At 72.8% G+C, this 20,165-nt stretch carries 19 protein-coding genes and 2 pseudogenes; 10 read left to right on the top strand and 11 right to left on the bottom strand.

Annotated features, from left to right (window positions below; translation table 11 throughout):
- Positions 1-219: 219 nt before the first annotated feature.
- Positions 220-831 carry a LysE/ArgO family amino acid transporter gene (locus tag B9S58_RS33790; RefSeq protein WP_103535696.1) on the bottom strand — a complete coding sequence of 204 codons (612 nt, stop codon included), beginning with the start codon at positions 829-831 and terminating at the stop codon, positions 220-222.
- 67 nt (positions 832-898) lie between these two features.
- Here B9S58_RS33790 and B9S58_RS33785 point away from each other — a divergent pair, with 67 nt between their 5' ends.
- The 4 genes from B9S58_RS33785 to B9S58_RS33770 all read left to right on the top strand — a co-directional run bounded on the left by B9S58_RS33785 (position 899) and on the right by B9S58_RS33770 (position 5,091).
- Positions 899-1,927 (top strand): LysR family transcriptional regulator ArgP, encoded by a 1,029-nt coding sequence (locus B9S58_RS33785; RefSeq protein ID WP_258045192.1) that lies wholly within the window; start codon positions 899-901, stop codon positions 1,925-1,927.
- Positions 1,928-2,161: 234 nt separating this feature from the next.
- Positions 2,162-2,833, top strand: coding sequence for a response regulator transcription factor (locus tag B9S58_RS33780; RefSeq protein ID WP_103535695.1), 672 nt, complete (start codon positions 2,162-2,164; stop codon positions 2,831-2,833).
- Positions 2,833-4,170: a sensor histidine kinase KdpD gene (locus tag B9S58_RS33775; RefSeq protein ID WP_103535694.1), complete on the top strand. Its 1,338-nt coding sequence runs from the start codon at positions 2,833-2,835 to the stop codon at positions 4,168-4,170. Before B9S58_RS33780 ends, B9S58_RS33775 begins: the two co-directional genes overlap by 1 nt.
- Before the next feature lie 54 nt (positions 4,171-4,224).
- A complete protein-coding gene (locus B9S58_RS33770; RefSeq protein ID WP_103535693.1) occupies positions 4,225-5,091 on the top strand; it encodes an endo alpha-1,4 polygalactosaminidase in 867 nt (288 codons plus the stop codon).
- Positions 5,092-5,115: 24 nt separating this feature from the next.
- On the opposite strand, the gene B9S58_RS33765 is transcribed toward B9S58_RS33770, so the two are convergent.
- From B9S58_RS33765 to B9S58_RS33750, 4 genes and pseudogenes are all read right to left on the bottom strand, one after another.
- Positions 5,116-5,913: a VOC family protein gene (locus tag B9S58_RS33765; protein WP_103535692.1), complete on the bottom strand. Its 798-nt coding sequence runs from the start codon at positions 5,911-5,913 to the stop codon at positions 5,116-5,118.
- A 483-nt stretch (positions 5,914-6,396) separates the two neighbouring features.
- Positions 6,397-7,062, bottom strand: coding sequence for a 1-acyl-sn-glycerol-3-phosphate acyltransferase (locus tag B9S58_RS33760; protein WP_103535691.1), 666 nt, complete (start codon positions 7,060-7,062; stop codon positions 6,397-6,399).
- Positions 7,063-7,256: 194 nt separating this feature from the next.
- Positions 7,257-8,858 carry a glycoside hydrolase family 13 protein gene (locus B9S58_RS33755; protein ID WP_103535690.1) on the bottom strand — a complete coding sequence of 534 codons (1,602 nt, stop codon included), beginning with the start codon at positions 8,856-8,858 and terminating at the stop codon, positions 7,257-7,259.
- 148 nt (positions 8,859-9,006) lie between these two features.
- Positions 9,007-9,637, bottom strand: a pseudogene (locus tag B9S58_RS33750) (carbohydrate ABC transporter permease); the annotation flags it as partial.
- Positions 9,638-9,783: 146 nt separating this feature from the next.
- On the opposite strand from B9S58_RS33750, the gene B9S58_RS40370 reads away from it, so the two are divergent.
- A complete protein-coding gene (locus B9S58_RS40370; RefSeq protein ID WP_181009545.1) occupies positions 9,784-10,017 on the top strand; it encodes a hypothetical protein in 234 nt (77 codons plus the stop codon).
- A gap of 150 nt (positions 10,018-10,167) precedes the next feature.
- Here the strand turns inward: B9S58_RS40370 and B9S58_RS33740 are convergent.
- The 5 genes and pseudogenes from B9S58_RS33740 to B9S58_RS33725 all read right to left on the bottom strand — a co-directional run bounded on the left by B9S58_RS33740 (position 10,168) and on the right by B9S58_RS33725 (position 14,116).
- A pseudogene (locus tag B9S58_RS33740) lies at positions 10,168-11,519 on the bottom strand (ABC transporter substrate-binding protein).
- A 743-nt stretch (positions 11,520-12,262) separates the two neighbouring features.
- Entirely contained in the window at positions 12,263-12,424 is a 162-nt protein-coding gene (locus B9S58_RS38330; RefSeq protein WP_181009544.1) for a hypothetical protein, read from the bottom strand.
- A gap of 168 nt (positions 12,425-12,592) precedes the next feature.
- Entirely contained in the window at positions 12,593-13,132 is a 540-nt protein-coding gene (locus tag B9S58_RS33735) for a hypothetical protein (RefSeq protein WP_103535689.1), read from the bottom strand.
- 76 nt (positions 13,133-13,208) lie between these two features.
- Positions 13,209-13,412, bottom strand: a complete 204-nt coding sequence (locus B9S58_RS33730) for a hypothetical protein (RefSeq protein ID WP_103535688.1) — start codon at positions 13,410-13,412, stop codon at positions 13,209-13,211.
- A 2-nt stretch (positions 13,413-13,414) separates the two neighbouring features.
- Positions 13,415-14,116 (bottom strand): alpha/beta fold hydrolase, encoded by a 702-nt coding sequence (locus B9S58_RS33725; RefSeq protein ID WP_103535687.1) that lies wholly within the window; start codon positions 14,114-14,116, stop codon positions 13,415-13,417.
- Positions 14,117-14,510: 394 nt separating this feature from the next.
- Between B9S58_RS33725 and B9S58_RS39770 the strand changes: the two genes are divergently transcribed.
- The 4 genes from B9S58_RS39770 (at position 14,511) to B9S58_RS33705 (ending at position 18,832) form a co-directional block, all read left to right on the top strand.
- The gene (locus B9S58_RS39770) at positions 14,511-14,678 is read left to right on the top strand and encodes a hypothetical protein (protein ID WP_258045191.1); all 168 of its coding nucleotides are present in this window, start codon (positions 14,511-14,513) and stop codon (positions 14,676-14,678) included.
- Positions 14,679-14,809: 131 nt separating this feature from the next.
- On the top strand, positions 14,810-16,843 hold the full coding sequence (locus tag B9S58_RS33715) for a regulator (RefSeq protein WP_103535686.1): 2,034 nt from the start codon (positions 14,810-14,812) through the stop codon (positions 16,841-16,843).
- Between the two features lie 71 nt (positions 16,844-16,914).
- A complete protein-coding gene (locus B9S58_RS33710; RefSeq protein WP_103535685.1) occupies positions 16,915-17,418 on the top strand; it encodes a GNAT family N-acetyltransferase in 504 nt (167 codons plus the stop codon).
- Positions 17,419-17,692: 274 nt separating this feature from the next.
- Complete coding sequence (locus B9S58_RS33705; protein ID WP_103535721.1) at positions 17,693-18,832, top strand: serine hydrolase; 1,140 nt, start codon at positions 17,693-17,695, stop codon at positions 18,830-18,832.
- Positions 18,833-18,920: 88 nt separating this feature from the next.
- Here B9S58_RS33705 and B9S58_RS33700 read toward each other — a convergent pair whose 3' ends face one another.
- Positions 18,921-19,703 (bottom strand): PepSY domain-containing protein, encoded by a 783-nt coding sequence (locus B9S58_RS33700; RefSeq protein ID WP_103535684.1) that lies wholly within the window; start codon positions 19,701-19,703, stop codon positions 18,921-18,923.
- Between the two features lie 197 nt (positions 19,704-19,900).
- Here B9S58_RS33700 and B9S58_RS33695 point away from each other — a divergent pair, with 197 nt between their 5' ends.
- Positions 19,901-20,149 carry a DUF6296 family protein gene (locus B9S58_RS33695; RefSeq protein WP_103535720.1) on the top strand — a complete coding sequence of 83 codons (249 nt, stop codon included), beginning with the start codon at positions 19,901-19,903 and terminating at the stop codon, positions 20,147-20,149.
- Positions 20,150-20,165: the final 16 nt, after the last annotated feature.

Genomic DNA, 20,165 nt, shown 5'->3' with positions numbered 1-20,165 from the left:
CCTTACGGTGTCGGCCCCACCGCCCGGATCGCCACGTCGCCGGGGGCGTACGTCGGGGACGCGGTGAGGGATGCCGACATGGTTCTCGGTCCGCCCTCGGCACGTTCGCTCGACGTCCCGCGCCGGCGGCCCTCCCGTTGGCCGAGGCGGCCAAGGCGCACGCGTTGGGCGAGACGGGCCGGACCACCGGCGAGCTCGTCCTCATGGCGCGCCGGCCGTTCAGGCGTCCAGCGCCAGTTTCGCGCCGAGGCCGATCATCGTCACGGCGACCAGACCGTCCAGCACCCGCCAGGCCGAAGGCCGAGCGAGGACCCCGCTCAGCAGCCGGGCGCCGTACCCGAGCGCGACGAACCAGCACACGCTGGCCAGGATCGCGCCGAGGCCGAAGGTCCAGCGCAAGGGGCCCCGGTCGGCGGCGACGGACCCGAGCAGGAACACGGTGTCGAGGTACACGTGCGGGTTGAGCCAGGTCATCGCCAGGCAGGTCAGCACGACGCCCCGACGCGACGTGGCAGGGGCGTCCCCCGCGTGCAGGGCCGACGGGCGCAGGACGCGGAGTGCGGCGAGGAGCCCGTAGCCGATCAGGAACAGGCCGCCGAGCAGCCCCACCGCCGTCAGCGCCGACGGCCAGGCGACGACGACCGCGCCGACCCCGGCGACCCCCAGCGCGATGAGCAACGCGTCGGACAGGGCGCAGATCCCGACCACCGCGAGTACTCCGTCGCGACGCACGCCCTGGCGCAGCACCAGGGCGTTCTGGGCGCCGATGGCGACGATGAGGGAGAGGCCGGTACCGAATCCGGCGGCCGCGGCGGTCAGGGCGTTCGTCATGCGGCCGACGCCACGGAGCGGGGCAATCCGATGTCCAGCTAATGATTCTTACGTACCATTAGCTGTCATGATGTCCGAGCTTCCTCTTGACCAGGTGCGGACGCTGCTGGCCGTCGTCGACGAGGGCACGTTCGACGCGGCGGCGAGCGCCCTGCGGCTGACGCCGTCGGCGGTCAGCCAGCGCGTGAAGGCACTGGAGCAGCGCACGGGCCGGGTGCTGCTGATGCGCACGAAGCCGGTGCGGCCCACCGAGTCCGGGGAGGTCGTGGTGCGCTTCGCCCGCCAGCTGGCCCGGCTGGAGCGCGATGCGCGGGCGGCGCTCGGGATGTCCGGGCCGGACGAGCCGACTCCCCTGCCGATCGCGGTGAATTCCGATTCGCTGGCGACCTGGTTCCTGCCCGCCCTGCGGCGCGTGCCGGAGGAGCTGGGCCTCTGCTACGAGCTGCGCCGGGAGGACCAGGACCATACGGCCACCCTGCTGCGGGAGGGTCTGGTGATGGCGGCGGTGACCTCGTCGCCGGAGGCGGTGACGGGCTGCTCGGTGCGCAGGCTGGGCCGGATGCGGTATCTGCCGGTGGCCAGTCCCGGTTTCGCCGACCGGTGGCTGGGGCGGCACGCGGGCATCGCGTTGCGGGAGCTGATCGGCGACGCCCCGGTGATCGCCTTCGACCGGCGCGACGATCTTCAGGACGCCTTCCTGCGCCGGCTCGGCCCCGGGCCCCGGGCGAGCGCCCGGCGTCATCTGGTGCCCACGTCGGAGGGGTTCGTGAACGCCGTGGCGGCGGGTATGGGCTGGGGCATGGTGCCCGACGTCCAGGCGGAGCCGTTGCTGAGTGACGGCCGGCTGGTACGGCTCGTTACGGGCGATGCGCCGGACGACGCCCCGGGTCGTACCGTCGACGTTCCGCTGTACTGGCAGCAGTGGAAGCTGGACTCACCTGCCCTGGCCACCGTGGCCGGGGCAGTGGCCGCGGGGGCCGCCGAGGCACTCGACGGTGCAAGGCCCCTCCCCTCGGCTCACGCGCGGCCGGATGGCCGCCCAAGCGCTCGGCACAGTAGTGCGGTTGGGGATGTTCGACCGGATCGGACCGGGTGAGCCGAACTCCGACGTGCTTGCGGGACCGACTTCTCGGGCCATCCCGGGGAGCACCGCGAGCTGTCGGCTTCGCTCTTCGGGGCATGACGCCGTGTTGCCCGCGCCCGACGTCCTCCGGATCATCGAGGCAACACTGGCCTGACCGGCCTGCCAGCCCGCCTCGGGGCGAGTGCGCGGGACAGCTTAGGATGGCGGGTCTCTCCCCCGGAAAAGCCAATCGGAGGCATCCTCCCCGTGCGTGTGCTGCTGGTGGAGGACGACGACCTGCGGGACCTGATCGCGTCCGGGCTGCGTGACGGGGGCTTCGCCGTGGACTGCGCGTCGGACTGGCCGAAGGCGGACGTGCTGCTGCACGTCACCGCGTACGACTGTGTGGTGCTGGACCGGATGGTGCCCTTCGGCGACACCCTCGCCCCGCTGGAGGGCAGGCGCCGGGCCGGCTGGTCCGTGCCCGTGCTGTGCCTCACCGCCCTGGACACCCTGCCCGAGCGATTGCGGGGGCTGGAGCGCGGGGCGGACGACTACCTGGCCAAACCGTTCGCGATGCGCGAGCTGGTGCTGCGGGTCCGGGGCCTGAGCCGGCGGGCGCCGGCCCGCCTCCCCGCCTTCCTGAACTGTGCGGACGTGGTCATGGACGTGGCGCGGCACGAGGTACGGCGCGGCGGCGTGCTGCTGTCGCTGAGCCCGAAGGAGTACGCCGTGCTCCAGCAGCTCCTCGTCCACCGGGATGCCGTCGTCACCCGTACCGTGCTGCTGGAGCACTGCTGGGACGAGATGGCCGACCCGGTCTCCAACGTGGTCGACGCGGTCGTCGCCGGCCTGCGGCGCAAGCTCGGCTCCCCCGGCCTGGTGCACACCGTGCGCGGTCAGGGGTTCCTGCTGTCGGCGGAGCCGGGGCCGTCCTGATGGGGAAGCCCGTGCGGCGGCGCCGCTCCCCGGCCAGGTGGCGGCTGCACCGGCTGCGGCTGCGGCTGACCGCCGCGTACACACTGATCACCGTCGTCTGGCTGGCCTGCCTGTCCTGGCTGGTGATCCGTACCGACGACCGGGCGCGGCAGGACGCCGAGTACGACGAGATGCGCCGCCGAGCGTCCGTCGCGGCCTCGCTCGTCTACTACGAGGACGACCGGATCCGTCTGGACGGGCTCGATGACGACGAGGCGACGGCGGGAACCCCGCAGATCCTGGTGCTGGAGGCCCGGCCCGGTGGTGATCCGGTCACCGTGTTCCGGGGCCGTACCGCACAGTTCGCCGTGCCGGCCGGGGCGGTCCGGGCGCTGACCCGGTCGACGATGGACGAGGAGGGGCCGGTGCGGGCCGAGGCGCGCGACCGTACGGGAGAGGCCGTGCGTCTGCTGGCCGTGCCCTTCTACCACGACGCCACCGACGAGGTGGCGGGCGCGGCCGTCGCGGTCGGCGATCCGGAACGCGGCACGGCCGGGCACCGCAGTCTGGTTCTCTCCCTCGTCGTCGGGGCCGGCGCGCTGACGGCGCTGGCCGCGCTGACCGGGCATGTGCTGTCCGGGCGGAGCATGCGGCCGGCCTGGCAGGCGCTGGAGCAGCAGGAACGGCTGCTGGCCGACGCGGCGCACGAGTTGCGGACCCCGGTCGCGGTGATGCGCGGATCGGTGGAGATGGCAGCCGGAGCTCCGGGCGGCCTGGAGGCGCACCTGCCTCGGATCCGGCGGGCGGCGGACCGGATGGCCGACGTCGTGGAGAACCTGCTGGCCCGGGGGCGGCTGGAGGCCGACGTGGACTTCGTACGGGCGGAGCCGCTGCGTCTGGACCAGATCGTCGAGGAGGTGTGCGCGGAGCTGCCGGAGTGCGGACACCGTCTGGAGCTGCGGCTGGAGGAGTCGGTGACCGGGGCCGACGCGGCCCTGGTGCGGGTCGCCGTGCGCAACCTGCTGGACAACGCCGTACGGCACGGCCGCACGCCCGGTGCGCCGGACCGGGCCGACCTGCTGGTAACCGTGCGCGGGCCGGAGGTACGGGTCGCCGACCGGGGTCCGGGAGTGGATCCGGCCCGGCTGCCGGAACTGATGGTGCGGTTCAGCTCGCCGGGCGGGGGAACGGGCATCGGTCTCTCGCTGGTGCGGCGGGTCGCGGAGGCCCACCGGGGAACACTCGCCGTCCGGGACCGCCCCGGCGGCGGCGCGGAGTTCGTCCTGCGGCTCGCCCCCGCCGGGTCGCGGCGCGAGCGCCGACGCCGCACGGGGCGGACGCTCACGATTCGCTCATGATCGGCCGTCCATGATGCGGGGGCGGATTGCGAAGCCCACCCCCGGGAGTCACGTATGCCTCAGCACGCCGTCCCTCCGTTCCTCCGCCGCGGAAGCACGCTCGCCGGTCTGGCCGGCGTGGTCGCGGTCGCGACGGGAGCGGGACTGCTCCTGTCCCACGCCCTCGCCACGGGATCCACGGCCGAGGCCGCGCCCGAGGCCACGCCGCCCACGGCGAATGTGAGCTTCGACTACCAGATCGGCGGCGCGTACACCCGACCCGCCGGGGTCGGGGCCGTCTCCCGCGACCGTGGCGACCGGCCGGCCGAGGGCCTGTACAACATCTGTTACGTCAACGCCTTCCAGACCCAGCCCGACGCGCTGGGCTGGTGGCGGAAGAACCACCCCGATCTGCTGCTGCGCGACGGCGACGGCGACGGCGACACGGTCAACGACGAGGCCTGGGACGAGGTGCTGCTCGACACCTCGACCGCGGGCGGACGCACCCGGCTGGCAGACATCGTCGGGGGCTGGATCGATGGCTGCTCGGAGTCCGGTTTCCAGGCGGTGGAGCCGGACAACCTGGACTCCTTCGAGCGCTCCGGCGGCCTGCTGACCCGGGCGCACAACGCCGCGTTCGCGAAGCTTCTGGCCGACCGTGCCCATGCCGCCGGGCTGGCGATCAGCCAGAAGAACACCGCCGATCTGCTGGAACAGCGGGGGGAGAGCGGGTTCGATTTCGCTGTCGCCGAGGAGTGCGGCCGGTACGACGAGTGCGCCGACTACGCCTCGGCCTTCGACGACAGGGTCTTCGTCGTCGAGTACACCGACGGTGACTTCGCGAAGGCGTGTTCGTCCGTGGGGGCGAAGGTGTCGGTGGTGCGCCGGGACCTCCACGTCCGGCCGGCCGGACAGCCGGGGTATGTGTTCCGCACCTGCTGAAGATCCCTCGGGGGCGGGCAGGCCTCAGGGAGTGTCCGGCGGGTGGGCGCACACCGTGAAGATGCCGCCGCCGGGGTCTCTGATCACCACTTCGGTTCCGTCGGCGGGCGAGTCCACCGGCGGGCCCGCCGTTCCGCCCGCCGCGCGTGCCGCCGCGGTGACCGCTTCCAGGTCCGCGACCTGGAAGCGGACGTGCCAGCGCGGGCGCAGCCGGGGGTCGGGGGACGACGCGTCCCCGCCGCCACGCAGGGTGGCCACGGTGCGGCCGCCCTGCCGTACGACGACCGCGTCCTGCTGGTACGCGTAGCCGACCTCGCAGCCGCCGGGTTCCTCGGAGGCCCACCCGAGCACCCCGGCGTAGAAGATCGCGGAGTCGAAGGCGTGGCTGGTGCGCAGTTCGAGGGAGGCCGGCACGTTGCCGCGGCCGAACGACCAGGGCGGGGTCCGGCCTTCCCAGAAGCCGAATCCGGCCCCTTCGCGGTCGGCGGCCACCGCTCCCCGGCCGGGGCCCAGCCGGATCGGGCCGACGGCGATGGTGCCGCCCCGTTCACGGACCCGCGAAGCGGTGGTGTCGACGTCCGCGACGGCGAAGTACGGGGTCCAGGAGACGGTTGTCGGCAGACCGGGGGCGATCTGTGCGATCCCGGCGACGGGCAGGGCGCCGACGTGGGCGACGGAGAAGCCCTCGCCGAGGGTGCCGGAGCGGAAGGTCCACCCGAGAACGGTCCCGTAGAAGTCCTGGGTTGCCCGCAGGTCCCGGGTCATGAGGCTGACCCAGCACGGAATCCCGTGCACAGGGGTGCTCTGCTCTGCCACGGTCATCGGGATCCGTCTCCTCGTCCCCGGTGGTGAGCCACCGGACACTGGCGTCGGCCCGGCGGATGGGCCTGGTGGTCACCGGCCGTTCGCAGGCCGGTGCGCTCCGTGGCGTCATGCGTCCTCCGGAGCGGCCCGCCTCCATACCTACGCCGCAGAGGTCACCGCCGCCACCCGGGCCGCCACCCGGAACAGACGGGTGTGGGGTGCCCCCGCGGCGTCCGCCGCGCCGACGAGGCCATGTGTCAGGGCCCGGCGACAGACTGCCCGTATGACCGCTTCGCAGCCGAAGGCCGCCCTCCAGCGGCGTGCCGGGCACGCCGACATCGTCCGGGAGCTCGTCGACGGGACGGTCGGGCTGCGGTCCGGCACCGACAACTTGCCGCCGGGCGACCGCGCCTGGTGGGAGAAGTACCGGCGGCGCCTGGAGCTGGTGGCACGGGAGGCGGAGGCGCCGGGGCAGCCGCTCCCCCGGGTTGCGCCGCCCGTTCAGCGTCCGGTGAGCGCCCCGGGTTCGCCGAGGTGGTGCGCGGCGGTGCGCCAGGCGGCGGTGACGGCTTCACGGGCCGTGGCGGTCGCCGCCCCGACCTCCGGCGGGAGGTGCAGGGGGGTGCCGACGTGGACGTGGAGCCGGGGGCGGCGGGCCGGAGCGGTGAGGAGCCCGGAGATCTGCTTGACGCACGGGCCCGAGGTCACCCGGCGGGCACCCGCCTGGCCGAGCGGCACAACGGGCGCCCCTGTCGCGTGCGCGAGGCGGGCGAGGCCGCTGCGGAAGCTCTCCGGCGGGGCCTCCGCAGCGTCCGTACGGCACGGCAGCCGCCCTTCGCCGTAGACGAGCAGATGCCGGCCGTCCCCGAGCGCGGCCACCGCCGCGTCCAGGGCGTCCGCCGCCCGGTGGGTGTTGCGGTGGACCGGCACGTGACCGCCGCGCTCCAGGAGAAGGCCGAGCACGGGGATGCGCCACAGGCCCGCGGTGGCCATGACGACGGGTTCGACGCCGAGGCGCAGCAGTGCGGCGAGGACGATGCCCGGGTCTGCCAGGGACGTGTGGTTGGCGACGATGATGCTGCCGGCGGCCGGGGCCGTGGCGTGGTCGGACGTGACCGTGAGGCGTCCGAGCGAGGGGACGACTGCGGCGGCGATGCGGCTGAGCACGGTTCTCCCTGGGGCCGACGGGCGTGGCCGTCCTGGTGACGGCAGGTGCGGTCGGGGCCGGCCTTCCTCGGCTTCGCCCGCCACGCCCTCATCGTCGTGGCGGCCGGGGCGCGAGGCCTGAGTGCGGGTACTCAGGCCCTCTGGGGCGATCGCCCCTGCACCGGGGCTCTCCCCGGGCGGTGTGCCGTTCCGGTTCAGACGGCCAGCCACACCGCCGTGGCCCGGGGCAGTCGGCCTTCGGCGTCCAGGGGGCCGCTGGCGAGCAGGACCTCGGTGTGGGCGGGGAGCCCGGCGGGGCGCTCGGCGAGATTGACGGCGCAGACCAGGCCCTCGCCGCGGGCGAACATCAGGAGGTCGGGCTCCTCGCTCAGCCAGCGCAGCGGTTCGGTGTGCAGAGCCGTCAGGGAGCGGCGCTGTCGCAGGGCCTCGCGGTAGAGGGCCAGCATGGAGCCGGGGTCCTGTGCCTGGAGGTCGGCCGCTCGGGCAGGCCGGTCGGCCGGCAGCGGGAGCCAGGGTTCCACGGTGGAGCCGAAGCCGGCGAACGGTTCGTCGGCCGCCCAGGGCAGCGGGGTACGGCAGCCGTCGCGGCCGGGGGCCCGGCCCGGGGAGCGGAGGTACATGGGGTCCTGGACGCGGTCCAGCGGTACGTCGGCCTCGGGCAGGCCCAGTTCCTCGCCCTGGTAGAGGTAGACCGAGCCGGGCAGGGCGAGCGAGAGGAGGGCGGCGGCGCGGGCGCGGCGGGTGCCGAGCTCCGGGTTGCTGGGGACGCCGAACGCCTTGGCTTTGAAGGCGAAGCCGGTGTCCTCGCGGCCGTAACGGGTGACGGTGCGGGTGATGTCGTGGTTGCAGAGGACCCAGGTGGCGGGGGCGCCGACGGGGGCGTGTTCGGCGAGGGTGTCGTCGATGGCACGGCGCAGCCGTCCACCGCCCCAGGGGCAGCTGAGGAAGGTGAAGTTGAAGGCGGTGTGCAGTTCGTCGGGGCGGAGGTAGCGGGCGAAGCGCTCCGGATCGGGCAGCCACACCTCGCCGACGAAGATGCCGTCGAACGCGTCGGCGATGGCCCGCCAGCCCCGGTAGATGGCGTGCAGTTCGTCCCGGTCGAGGTACGGGTGGGGCCCCTGGTGTCCTTCGAGGTCCGGGAGCGCCGGGTCCTTGGCGACGAGGGCGGCGGAGTCGATGCGGACTCCGGCGACGCCGCGCTCGAACCAGAAGCGCAGGACGTCCTCGTGCTCCTGCCGTACGGCCGGGTGCGCCCAGTTGAGGTCGGGCTGCTCGGTGGCGAAGAGGTGTAGGTACCACTCACCGTCCTCGGCGCGGGTCCAGGGCACCCCGCCGAATTCGCTCTCCCAGTCGTTGGGGGGCAATTCGCCGTGTTCGCCGCGGCCGGGACGGAAGTGGAAGAGTTCGCGCTCCGGGGCACCGGGGCCCGCCGCCAGAGCGGCCCGGAACCAGACGTGCTGGTCGGAGACGTGGTTGGGGACGATGTCGATGATGGTGCGGATGCCCGCCACGCGGGCCTCGGCGATGAGCTTCTCGGCCTCCGCGAGATCGCCGAAGGAGGGGTCGACGGTCCGGTAGTCGGCGACGTCGTATCCGCCGTCCGCCATCGGCGACAGGTACCAGGGGGTGAACCAGAGCGCGTCGACGCCCAGTTCGGCCAGGTAGGGCAGCCGGGACCGCACACCCGTCAGGTCGCCGGTGCCGTCGCCGTCGCCGTCGGCGAAGCTGCGGACGTAGACCTGGTAAATGACGGCCGAGCGCCACCAGTCGTCGGCGGCAAGCTGGCTGCCTTCCATGGGGCGGGTTCCTTTCGGGTGGGGCGCGGTCGCCGGCGGGGTGGGCCGGTCCGCGCAACAGGGGGCGGGAGGTTCTGACGCCGCCGCCCCGGAACGGGGCGGGATGCCGGGGGCGGCGGAGGGTCCGGGGTCGTGCCGTCCGGCGCGGTCAGCCTTTGGTGCTGCCGGCGCTGATTCCGGCGATGATGTGCCGCTGGAAGACAAGGAACATCAGGACCATCGGAACTCGCGATGACCATGGCCCCGATCAGCACGGTCAGCGGAACGTTCTGCGAGAGCTGCACGAGCGCCACGCTGATCGGCTGTTTCCCGGTGTCGGAGAAGACCATCAGGGGCCAGAGGAAGTCCTGCCACACGGCGACCAGCGCGAAGATGGACACGACGCCGAGTACGGGTCGCGACAGGGGCAGGACGATGGACCACAGGGTGCGGAGCCTGCCCGCCCCGTCGATCTCGGCGGCCTCCAGGACATCGCGCGGGATCTGGTCGAAGAACCGCTTGAGCAGATACAGGTTGAAGGCGTTCGCGACGGCCGGCAGCCAGATGGCCAGCGGGTCGTTCAGCAGGTTGACGTGGATCAGCGGCATGTCCGCGATGGTGAGGTACTTCGGTACGACGAGGGCCTGCACCGGGACCATGAGGGTGGCGAGGATGCCGCCGAGGACCACGTTGCCGAAGGCGGGCTTGAGTTCGGACAGGGCGTAGGCGGCGGCCGTGCAGAAGACGATCTGCAGCACCCAGGCGCCGGTCGCCTGGACGACGGTGTTCCACAGGAAAGCCGAGCACCTCGTTGGCCAGGCCCGCGCCCGGATCGTAGAACCACTTCCACAGCAGGGCGCTGACCACCGGCGGGATCATCACGGGGAGGTAGACGACGACCCGGAAGAACGCCTTGGCGTGCCGCAGTTCGTTGAGGACGAGGGCCATGACGAACGGGACGGCGAACCCGATGACCAGGGCGAGCACGGTGAAGGTGAGCATGTTGCGCCAGGCCGCCGTGAACTCCGGGTCCTGGAAGACCCGGGTGAAGTTGGCGGTGCCGACCCACTCGGGGTCCGAGCCCGGGGTGTACTTCTGGAACGCGATGATCACCGACCGGACGGCCGGATACCAGGAGAACAGGATGAAGCAGAGCAGACCGCCGATCAGGGAACCGTAGGCGGTGGCCTGGTCTGCGATCTTCCGGCGCAGCGGGCCCAGGGGCCCGCTGCCCGCCGGGCGCACGTCCCCCCCCCCGGGGGGGGAGGCGTCGCACCGGCGGACCGCGGCCTCGCGGGCGATGCGGGCTGGGAGGTGGTCTTCATGGCTGTCAGCCTCGGGCCAGGATTCCGTCGATCTTGGACTGGGCGTCCCTCAGCAGGGCGTCGATGTCCGCGTCCTTCTTCGTCAGGACGGCCGACACGGCGCCGTCGAGGACGGCGTAGATCTGCTGGCCGTGCCTGGGCTCCAGCTTCATGTCGAGTTGCTGGCCGCCGTCGATGAAGGCCTGGTAGTTCTCGACCGGGACGTTGGCGGACGCATTCTTCAGTTCCTGGTCCTTGGCGTCGGTGGCGCCGGTGAACAGCCGCGGCTCGGGCAGGCCGACCGGGGACCTGTCCTCGGCTGCGCGGGCGTAATTGTTCATGAAGCCCTGGCCCGGGGTGAGGAAGGTCCACTCCAGCCACTTGAGGCCGGCCTTGATCTGCGCCGGGGTGGCCTTCTTGTTGAACATGTAGCCGTCGCCGCCCATGAGGGTGCCCTTGCCGCCGGGCATCGGGGCGAAGGCGAGGTCCTCGTACCTACCGCCGGCCTCCTTGACGATGCGCGGGACGTTGTCGGGCGCGGCGAGATACATGCCGAGCTTGCCGGAGCCCATCATCTGGAGGGTGCCGTTGATGATGAGGAGCTGTTTGGCGCCCATGGAGTTGTCGCGCCAGCGCATGTCCTTGAGGTTCTGCAGGACTGCCTTGCCCGCGGGGGTGTCGACCGTGGCCTTCTTGCCGTCATCGCTGACGACCGCACCGCCCTGGGAGTAGACCGAGGCGGTGAAGTGCCAGCCGCCCTGGTTCTGGGCGCTGTACTCGGCGAAGCCGACGGTGCCGTCGCCGAGCGCGGCGACCTTCTTGGCCGCCGCCCGGACCTCCTCCCAGGTGGCCGGTGGGTTGTCCGGGTCGAGCCCTGCCTTGGTGAGAGTGGCTTGCTGTAGAGCAGGCCCATGGAGTGGTTGGTGCGCGGGATGCCGTAGATCCTGCCGTCGACGGTGTAGGCGTCGCGCAGGGGCTGGGCTATGTCCTTGTACGTCTTGAGATCCTTGACGTACTCGGTGATGTCCGCGGCCTGGCCGATGGAGACGACACGCTCGGTGTCGGTGAAGTACGTGTAGAACACGTCTTCCATCTGACCGCCGGCGAGTTTCGCGTCGAAGGTCTTGGGGTCCTGGCACGGGAAGGCGTCGTGCGCGGTGACGTCGATGGCGGGGTTCTGCTTCTCGAACGTCTTGACGTCCTCGTCGAACCGCTGGTGGTCGATCTTCGCACTCGGCTGGGGCCAGCAGTTGACCGTGATGCCCGTCTTGCCGTCCGCGGCGCTGTCGCCCTCGGAGGTGCAGGCGGCCAGGCCGGTGATGGCCAGTGCGGTGGCGACGGTGGTGACGCAGGTACGACGAAGGACAGAACTTCTCATCGGTGGCCCCCTCCAGGGCAGGAGTGCTGAAAGCCCACAGCCCTGAGCTGTGCGGCGACCCACACTCAACCACCGCCGACGAATGCCCGCAGTATGTCACGTCGATTCCGCAATTCCTTGACACCCCATATCCGTCAGGGCATCCGACGGCCGACGGAACCCCGTGGGGAGGAGGCCCGGGCGAGGGCGGCCGGCGGCTCGACGAACCGCGCCACAGCCAGGTCGCGGCACACGCGCGCGGGAGGGGGCTCCGGAAGGTGGAGAGGCAGGACAGTCGTCGCCAGTGGCGCCCGGTGGGGCGCGCAACGCGCGCAAGAGACACCCGCGAGCACGGGCAGCGGCGGCGGGCAACGAGGGAGGGAGGCCACGGGAAGCACCCGGGAAACCGCTCGGGAGGCCCCGGAGGGCGAAGGTCCGGCCGGTGACGCCCAACAGCGGCGCCCCAGCGACCTTCCGCTCCTCGGCGGCCGGCTGGGAGCGCTCTCCACACGGCTGCATGGACCGCTCACCGAAGCACGGCCGCCGGGGCGGTCGCGACAGGTGGCCGGGGGCCGCGGTGGCGTCGGGCGCCTCGTTTTGGACGCTCGGCCTACCGCGGCCTCACCCGCTGTCGCCGGCGACGGTTCTTCTGCAAACCATCGCGTCGCGAACGCAAGAATATGGCAATAGCTGCAGGACGCTTATCGTCCCATGATGGACATGTCCGCCCTGAGGGGGCTGAGTCCAGGGGTTCCGGCTCGTCGCTAGCGGGCTGCGGCGGCCGTCCGGACGGCGCCGAAGTCGATGGCGAGGTCGGCCTCGCGCAGGACTTCCTCGGCCACCCGGCGCACTTCGGCGGGCACGTCGCCCTGCTCCTCCACGAGGCCGGCGTAGATCGGTGCTTCGGTGCTGTCTGCGGAACTCATACGGTTTCTTTCCCCGTCTGTCTGATGCGAAAAGCCCCGGCCGGTCGGCGGAGGCGGGGCGAGTGTACGTGGTGGACGGCGGCGGGGGCGATTCCATATCCGATGCCGGGACCACCCCGAACCTGCTGGAACGGTTCCTCACCCCGGCGGCTGCGGGCGTCGGCTCCGTCACCGCCCGCGGCGGGCCGCGCCGAGGTGCTGCACGGGAAGGCCCGCACGGGCGGCGAGCGCGGTCAGCTCGTCGGCACGCGCCGCCCACAGGCCCACCACCGGACAGCAGTCGGACTCGATGTCGAGGACGGCCAGCGCCGCGCCGACCTCCCGGTAGCGGCGGCCACAGGCGTGCAGGAACTTCTCGGTCGGCAGGAGCATCTCCTCGGCCTCGAAGAGCGCCCATGGATCCACGGAGGGCCGTGGCTCCAGCTGCTGCAGCTGGGACCGGATCTCCTGCGCGTCCTCCTTCCAGTCGAACTCCGCGAGCAGACCGTGTGCGGCGAGCGCGTCGATGAGCGCGATCCGGGCAAGGCTGTCCACCGGCTCGTCGATTCCCCGACCCGCCAGGCGTCCCGCGAAGGCGCTCACGTAGTCGTGCGGGCTGTCGTGGGCGCGCAGCACCTCCTCGGCCACGGTGGGATGCGCCGGGGCCAGCAGTACGGCGATCCCGGCCAGGGACGTGCGGATGACGCCGGCGCCGTACTGGACAGACATGTCGTGCTCTCCTCCTGCGGCCGGTGGCCGGGGTCCGGGTTGTGGGCGAGGGGTGGCGCGAAAGGGCTGGGGCGCCTCAGGCGCGTCGCCGCCGGGCCGTGGGCAGGGGCCGGTGACCCTCGGTCCACTCGTTGACCCAGCCGCAGCCCGAACAGGCGTACCGTCCGTCGAGGCCCGCGATCAGGGTGCCGCACCGCGCGCATCCGATGTACGTGATCTCCGGGTGCTCCGCAGCCGCTGTCTCCTGGGACCGCCGCTCCGGGCCGGGTGAGGTCGGCATCGTCACGCGTCCCTTCCTGCGGCGTCCAGCAGGATCCGGGCGAGCTCGCGCGGCTGCGAGAACATCGGCCAGTGGCCGGTGTCCATGGTGACCAGCCGCCACCGCTCACTCGTCAGCAGCTCAGCCACCTCGCGGCTCGGCTCGGGCCGGTCGAGCAGGCACGTGACGTACGTCGCAGGCAGCAGACCCAGAGGCCGGGTCAGGGCGGCGGGCTCGGTGAGGGTGGCGCCCGGGTGCGGTGTCGAGCCGCCGACGAACCGGGCGACCTGTTCGTCGGTGAGGCCTTGGTCCGCGCAGTCGGCGGCGACCGGCGGCGGCCAGAAGCCCTCGTTGGCGGCGATGGCGGCCTCCACCCCGGCCCGGCCTTCCGGCCAGCCGGAGACGAAGGACTCGCCGTCGGCCGGGACGCTGGAGTCGACGCACACGACGTGGGCGAGCCGGTCGCCGATCCGCTCGGCCGCCTGCCCGACCGGGATGCCGGCGTAGCTGTGCCCGACCAGCACCACATCGCGCAGGCCGAGGCGCTCGACCTCCTCGACGATGTCCTGGACGTGCGTCTGCTGCCCTGCCGCCTCCTGCTTGTCGCCCAGGCCCGACAGGGTCAGCGGGTGAACCCCGTGACCGGCCGCTCGCAGGCCGGGCTCCACGTCGCGCCATGCCCACGAGCCGAGCCAGGCCCCTGCCACGAGTACGAAATGCGTCATGGCAGCAACGTAGTGCAGGGGTCTGACATTGACGGCTCGACCCCAGCGCGCTGCCCGACATCCTGGCGGGCGTCCGGGGCCCCAAGTCCCCGGCCGTGTCCGGCGAGGTGGCCGACGGGACCGTCCTCGCGGAGCCGGTCGCCCCCGACGTACGCGCGGGCGGCACCCGGGCACATCGCCGCCGGCCGCCCGCACCGGCCGCCCGCACCGGCTGGTCGCGTACGACATCGCGTCCGTCGACGCCGATCCGCACGCCGCACAGGCCGCCGCCCGCCCGGGTCCGGAGTGGATCGGCGAGCCCGACTGGCACGCGCACATCGCCCCGCTCCCGTTCGGCGGCGAACGGGTGGAGCTGCGAGCCGGATGCGCGAGCCGCGATGAGTTCGTCCGGCGCATGCCCGACGACTGGGTCGCGCGGCTCGCCGTGGCCGGGACTCCGGAGGAGGCCCGTGCCCGCCTCGCGGGACTGCGGGCGGCGGGCGTCACCGACACCATCCTCGCCCCGACGGTCCCCGACCCGGTGGGGGCCCTGGAGTCACTGGCCACCGTTCTCAACGCCTAAGGGCGTTGGCCACCCATCGCCTTTCGATTCACGCCACTTGTCGATCGAACAGGATGCATTGTCAGCCGTTTCTGACTGCTTTTCGCTATGAACGGAGGCGGTGGGCCACAGCGAGGCAGGATGTCCCCGTGATGGGCAACCTCCCCGTCGTGACGACCAGCTTCGTCGGCCGCGACAGCGAACTGGTCAGCGTCGAACGGGCACTTCGAGATCATCGGCTGGTCACGCTCACCGGCCCCGGCGGGGTCGGCAAGAGCCGGCTGGCCCTGCGCACCGCCGAGTGTGCGCGGGACCGCTACGCCGACGGCGTCTGGTGGGCCGACCTGTCCCATCTGCACGACGAGCAACTGCTCGCCACGACGGTCTGCGACGGCGTCGGGCTCCTGGACCACAGCCCCCGGCGGCCGGTGGCCGCGCTCGGTGAATGGCTGTCCGAACGGCATCTGCTCCTCGTGCTCGACTGTTGCGAGCGGATCGTCGGCCCCTGCGGGCAGCTCGTCGCCGAACTGCTCGCCGCTGCCCCGGGTCTGACGGTCCTGACCACCAGCAGGGAGCCGTTGGGCGCGGCGGACGAGATGTGCGTCGAGGTGCCCCCGCTGTCCGCGGGGGACGACGGTGACGAGGCGGTCCGGCTCTTCCACGAGCGCGCGGCCGCCGTCGCCCCGGGAGTCTCGCTCGACGACCCCGGGAGCGCGGCCGCCGTCGCCGAGATCTGCCGCCGGCTCGACGGCATACCGCTCGCCGTCGAACTGGCCTGCGCCCAGCTCCGCCGGAGCACTGTGCGGGAGATCACCGGGCGGCTGGCCTCCCGGACGGAGAACCTCACCGACGACACCCTCTGGCCCCGCCGCCACCGGGCCCTGCGCACCACGATCGGCTGGAGCCACGAACTCTGCGCACCGCTGGAGCGGCTGCTGTGGGCGCGGCTCTCCGTCTTCCGCGGCGTCATCACGACCGCGGACGCGGAGGCGGTGTGCGCGGGCGGGCCGCTGGAGACCGGGGCGATCGCCCCTGCCCTGGAACGCCTGGCCGACCAGTCCGTGCTCCGGCGGACCGGGGACGGCTACCGGATGCTGGACACGCTGCGCGAGTACGGGGCGATGTGGCTGGCCGAGCTGGCGGAGGACGTGCTCCTCTCGGACCGGCACGCCCGGCACTTCGCCCATGTCGCCGTCCAGGCGTACACGGGCTGGCTGGGGCCGTCGCAGGTCCTCTGGTACCATCGGATCGCCGACACCCACGCGGACCTGTGCGCGGCCCTGGACCATCTGCTGGCCGAGGACCCGGAGATGGCGATGGAGATGGCCGGATGCGCCGGCCTCTTCTGGAGCTGCTGCGGCCATCTGCACGAGGCCCGTACGTATCTGCGAAGGGTGCTCGCCCTGCCGCTCTCCGCCGGCCCGCACCGCACCCGGGCGCTCTGGGCCCTGGGCATCACACTGACCCTGCAGGGCGACCACGAGGCGGCCCGCCGCACCGGCGAGGAATGCCGGCACGCGGCCCGCCGCGACGAGGACCCCGAGGCCGTGCTCCTCGCGGCCCACTCCATGAGCTTCACGTATCTGATGATGGGACGGCCGCTCACCGCGCACTCCGTCAGCGACCGCGCGCTGCGCCACCACCCGGGCGACCCCGCCGACGCGCCCTCGCAGCTGCGCTGCCGGGTGATACGGCTGTTCGCCCTGTCCGCGCTCGGCCGGCTGGACGAGGCGTACGAGGAGGCCATGCGGCTCCAGCGGATCAGTCTACGCTTCGGCGAGCACTGGGCACGGGCCTACGCCGATCACCAACTGGCCCTCATCCACCTGCTCCAGGGGCGACCCCGGCACGCCGAGAGCCACGCGCGCGCGATGCTCGCGAGCAAGCACGAGCTGCACGACAGCCTTGGCATAGCGCTCGGGCTCGATCTGCTCGCCGGAGCCATCGCCGCCCAGGGCAACGGGGTGGCCGCGGCCCGTGCCTCCGGTACGGGACACACGTACTGGCGCATGATCGGCCACCCGCACCGGGGCACGCCGGAGCTCGGGGCGATCCGCCAGCAGTGGGAGCTCCGGGCCCGGCAGGCGGCGGGCGACTCGGCGTACGAGCGGGCCTACCGGCGCGCCTCGGCCGACGACGCCGAAAGCGGCCTGGCCCACGCGCTGGAGCGCGGGTATCCCGGATAGCCGGAGCCACAGCCCCGGCTCCGCCAAGCGGTCGCCGGACACCTCGAAGGGACACCGCCTAGCATCCCGGTATGACGTCCATCAGCCGGCTCCGCCCCGACCACGCCGAGGCCCTGCTCGCCTTCGAGCGGGAGAACCGGGCCTACTTCGCCGCTTCCGTTCCCGACCGGGGCGAGGACTATTTCGCCGCGTTCGCCGAACGCCACCGCGTGCTGCTCGCCGAGCAGGACGCGGGGCTGCACCACTTCCACCTCATCGAGGACGACGACGGCGGCGTCCTCGGCCGGATCAACCTCCTCGGGGTGCGGGACGGTTCGGCCGAGCTGGGCTACCGGATAGCGGAGAAGGCAGCGGGGCGGGGGCTGGCCACCTGGGCGGTCCAGCAGGTCTGCGTGCTGGCGGTCCAGGAGTACGGGCTCACCGCGCTGCACGCGGAGACGACGCTGGACAACACGGGATCCCGCGCTGTGCTGGCTCGTACGGGGTTCGAGCCGCTGGAGGACGTGCTGTTCGGCGCGCGCCCGGGGCGGCGGTACGTCCTGGACCTGAGCGGGGGCGCTCCTCCGGCCCGCTGACCGGGGCACGGCAGGATGCGGCGGATGACGGCCGCGGCCCGGCGGCGGTGTGGCGGTGATCGGCCGGACGGTCCACCTCGGAGGCAAGCCCCGTCCGGCCGCCCGATGCTGGGGCTCGCGGGAGCGGACAGTCCGCTCCGCGCACCGACGCCCACCGCCTTCAGGAGGCCCCGTGCCCGCTCGTTCCGTTCCGGACGCCCCGCTCCCCCACGGTCGGCCCCGGCGGCGAAGAGCCGTCGTCGCGGCCCTGGCGGCCGCATCGCTCGCCGGCCCGATGACCGGCCCGGCCCACGCGGGCGGAGAAGCCGGCGGGAACGGGGGCGGCCCGCACGGGCCGATCGACCGCGCGCTGCAGCGCGGGCTCCAGGCGCTCGTGGACACCCCGGGCGGGCCGCCCGGCGCCATCGCCGTCCTCACGACGGGCGGCAGCAGCGAGGTGTACCGGGCGGGTACGTCGCAGCTCGGCACCGGGCGTCCGCCCCGGACCACCGACCACATGCGGATCGCCAGCACGGCGAAGGCGTTCAGCGGCTCGGTCGCCCTGCAGCTGGCCGAGCGGGGGGCGCTCGGCCTGGACGACACCATCGGCCGGCGGCTGCCCGAGCTCCCCGCCGCCTGGCACCGGGTGACGCTCCGCCAGCTCCTGAACCACACCAGCGGGCTCCCCGACTACACCGAGGCCCCCACGTTCATCGCCGAGCTGACGGCCGACCCGCGCTGGCACTTCGACTCCCGCCGGCTGCTGGAGTACGTCGCAGGGGACCCACTGCGGTTCCGGCCGGGCTCGGCGTACCGCTATTCCAATTCCGACAACATCGCCGTGGCGCTGATGGCCGAGGCTGCGACGGGGCAGCGGTACGAGAGGCTCCTCGCCGAACTCGTGTACCGGCCGCTCGGCCTGCGCGACACCAGCCTCCCGCAGGGTTACCGGCTGCCCGGGCCCTATCTGCACGGCTACGCGGTGGACCGGCCGGGCGCACCGGAGGACGTCAGCACGGCGCTCGGCGCCTCGGGGGTATGGGCGTCGGGCGGCATCGTCTCCACGCCCCGGGATCTGGAGGCCTTCATGCGCGGCTACGCCGGGGGGCTGGGTCTCGGCCCGGCGGTCCGCCGGGAGCAGCTGTACTTCGTGGCGGGCAGCTCCGAACCCGCCGGTCCCGGACGCAACAGGGCTGGTCTCGCCGTGTTCTCCTACGCGACGCGCTGCGGCACCGTGTACGGCCACACCGGCAACTTCCCCGGCTACACACAGCTGGCCGCGGGGACCAAGGACGGCAAGCGGTCGCTGACCGTCTCCCTCACCTCCCAGGTGAACAGCGCGACGAATCCGCGACTGCTGGCCACCCTCCGCGAGCTCCAGGAAGACTTCGTCTGCCGGCTGCTCGACCGTCGGAAGCCGGTCGGCGTCCGCTAGGACACGTTCCAGCGCCCGTACGGGAAGACGTGAAGGGGTACGCCGGGTGTCCGGCGTGCCCCTTCACGCGTTGGCAGGGCGGCGGCGGTCAGTACTTGTCGGTCTCCTCGCGGACGATGGTGTCGTTCTTGGCGTCCACGTCGAAGGTCGTCCTCTTCCAGCCGGAGCCGACCACGTCGACCTGCCAGATGCCCCCGTTGCCCTCGTTGTCGTCGAGGCTGACGGAAGTGACCGTCCCCTTCTTCTTCTCGGTGGCGACCTTGGCCGCCTGCTGCGGGGTCTGGGTGGCCTGGGCGAGCCGGTCGGCCGTCTGCTTCTTGTCGTCGGCGTCCTGATCCGCGTCGACACGGGCCTCGATCACCTTGCCGTCGACCGCGTTGATGCGGACGGTGTGGATCGTGCCGTCCTTCTCCGCGACCTCCGCGACCCAGACCGGGCCCTCGGCACCCGGACTCGCGCTGGCGGAGCCTGTCGGGCTCGCGGTTCCGGTCGGGCTGGCCGTGCCCGTCGGACTCCCGGTCGTGGTCGGGCTGGGGCTCTCGTCGCGGTCGTCGTCGACACCCTCCAGGTCGATGTCGACCAGCTTGCTGTTGGCGACCTCGCCGGCGGCGGTGGTGGCCGCGTCGTCGAAGGTGACCTTGGTGGCGTCGAGTACCTCCTTGCGCTCCCGCTGGTCCTCGGTCAGCTCGGCGTCGGCCGAGGGCGACGTCGTCTGCTTCTGCGGGACGACCTTCGCAGCCTCGGAGGTGGCCGCGCTCGTCGCGCTGTCCGAGCTCTGACCGCATCCGGTCATCAGCATGGCCGTGGCGGCGGCCACGCCGAGGGCGCCGACCGCCTTGAGGGTGCGGGAACGGGAGGAGGCACTGTTCATTCGTCGAGGCTCAAGTCTCATGCACGCATGCCTAGCCCTCCGGGCCATCGGTCATGTTGTCCTATCGGGGAGTCACCCGATCGACCGGGCGGCTCCGCCCGTTGGCCGTCGCTCCCCGGGCGGCGGGCGCCGGGGTGCGAAACAATGGCGGCAGGGCCGTACTCTCCGCGCCCGGCCGGGAGGCCGTCATGGATCACATGGTGCACACCGAGCGTTACGAACTCATCTTCCAGCTGTCCGGCGCCGCGGACGACGTGGTCTCCGTCCGGCTGACCGACCGGCTGGGGGCGGGCGGATCCCCGGTGTACGAGGACGAGACGGGGATCGTGCGCGCCGAGATCAGCGACCGGGGCGAGGTCCGCATGCTCGCCAGCGGCGGCCATCAGGTTCCCGGGACTCCCCTGCTGGCCCGCGCCCTGAGCGAGGACGCACCCGGAACGCCGTAGCCGGACCCGGTACGCA

The sequence above is a fragment of the Streptomyces sp. SM11 genome (assembly GCF_002910905.1).
GTDB lineage: Bacteria > Actinomycetota > Actinomycetes > Streptomycetales > Streptomycetaceae > Streptomyces.
This window is presented reverse-complemented; position numbering and strand designations above follow the sequence as displayed.

Excerpts from the sequence above, each read along its gene's own strand:
- B9S58_RS33735 (WP_103535689.1), bottom strand. The coding sequence starts at position 13,132 with ATGTCTGTCCAGTACGGCGCCGGCGTCATCCGCACGTCCCTGGCCGGG.
- B9S58_RS33765 (WP_103535692.1), bottom strand. The coding sequence starts at position 5,913 with ATGACCGTGGCAGAGCAGAGCACCCCTGTGCACGGGATTCCGTGCTGG.
- B9S58_RS38330 (WP_181009544.1), bottom strand. The coding sequence starts at position 12,424 with ATGAGTTCCGCAGACAGCACCGAAGCACCGATCTACGCCGGCCTCGTG.
- B9S58_RS33700 (WP_103535684.1), bottom strand. The coding sequence starts at position 19,703 with ATGAACAGTGCCTCCTCCCGTTCCCGCACCCTCAAGGCGGTCGGCGCC.
- B9S58_RS33790 (WP_103535696.1), bottom strand. The coding sequence starts at position 831 with ATGACGAACGCCCTGACCGCCGCGGCCGCCGGATTCGGTACCGGCCTC.
- B9S58_RS33775 (WP_103535694.1), top strand. The coding sequence starts at position 2,833 with ATGGGGAAGCCCGTGCGGCGGCGCCGCTCCCCGGCCAGGTGGCGGCTG.
- B9S58_RS33770 (WP_103535693.1), top strand. The coding sequence starts at position 4,225 with ATGCCTCAGCACGCCGTCCCTCCGTTCCTCCGCCGCGGAAGCACGCTC.
- B9S58_RS33715 (WP_103535686.1), top strand. The coding sequence starts at position 14,810 with ATGGGCAACCTCCCCGTCGTGACGACCAGCTTCGTCGGCCGCGACAGC.
- B9S58_RS33710 (WP_103535685.1), top strand. The coding sequence starts at position 16,915 with ATGACGTCCATCAGCCGGCTCCGCCCCGACCACGCCGAGGCCCTGCTC.
- B9S58_RS33725 (WP_103535687.1), bottom strand. The coding sequence starts at position 14,116 with ATGACGCATTTCGTACTCGTGGCAGGGGCCTGGCTCGGCTCGTGGGCA.
- B9S58_RS39770 (WP_258045191.1), top strand. The coding sequence starts at position 14,511 with ATGCCCGACGACTGGGTCGCGCGGCTCGCCGTGGCCGGGACTCCGGAG.
- B9S58_RS33695 (WP_103535720.1), top strand. The coding sequence starts at position 19,901 with ATGGTGCACACCGAGCGTTACGAACTCATCTTCCAGCTGTCCGGCGCC.
- B9S58_RS33785 (WP_258045192.1), top strand. The coding sequence starts at position 899 with ATGATGTCCGAGCTTCCTCTTGACCAGGTGCGGACGCTGCTGGCCGTC.
- B9S58_RS33730 (WP_103535688.1), bottom strand. The coding sequence starts at position 13,412 with ATGCCGACCTCACCCGGCCCGGAGCGGCGGTCCCAGGAGACAGCGGCT.
- B9S58_RS33705 (WP_103535721.1), top strand. The coding sequence starts at position 17,693 with ATGACCGGCCCGGCCCACGCGGGCGGAGAAGCCGGCGGGAACGGGGGC.
- B9S58_RS33755 (WP_103535690.1), bottom strand. The coding sequence starts at position 8,858 with ATGGAAGGCAGCCAGCTTGCCGCCGACGACTGGTGGCGCTCGGCCGTC.
- B9S58_RS40370 (WP_181009545.1), top strand. The coding sequence starts at position 9,784 with ATGACGAACGGGACGGCGAACCCGATGACCAGGGCGAGCACGGTGAAG.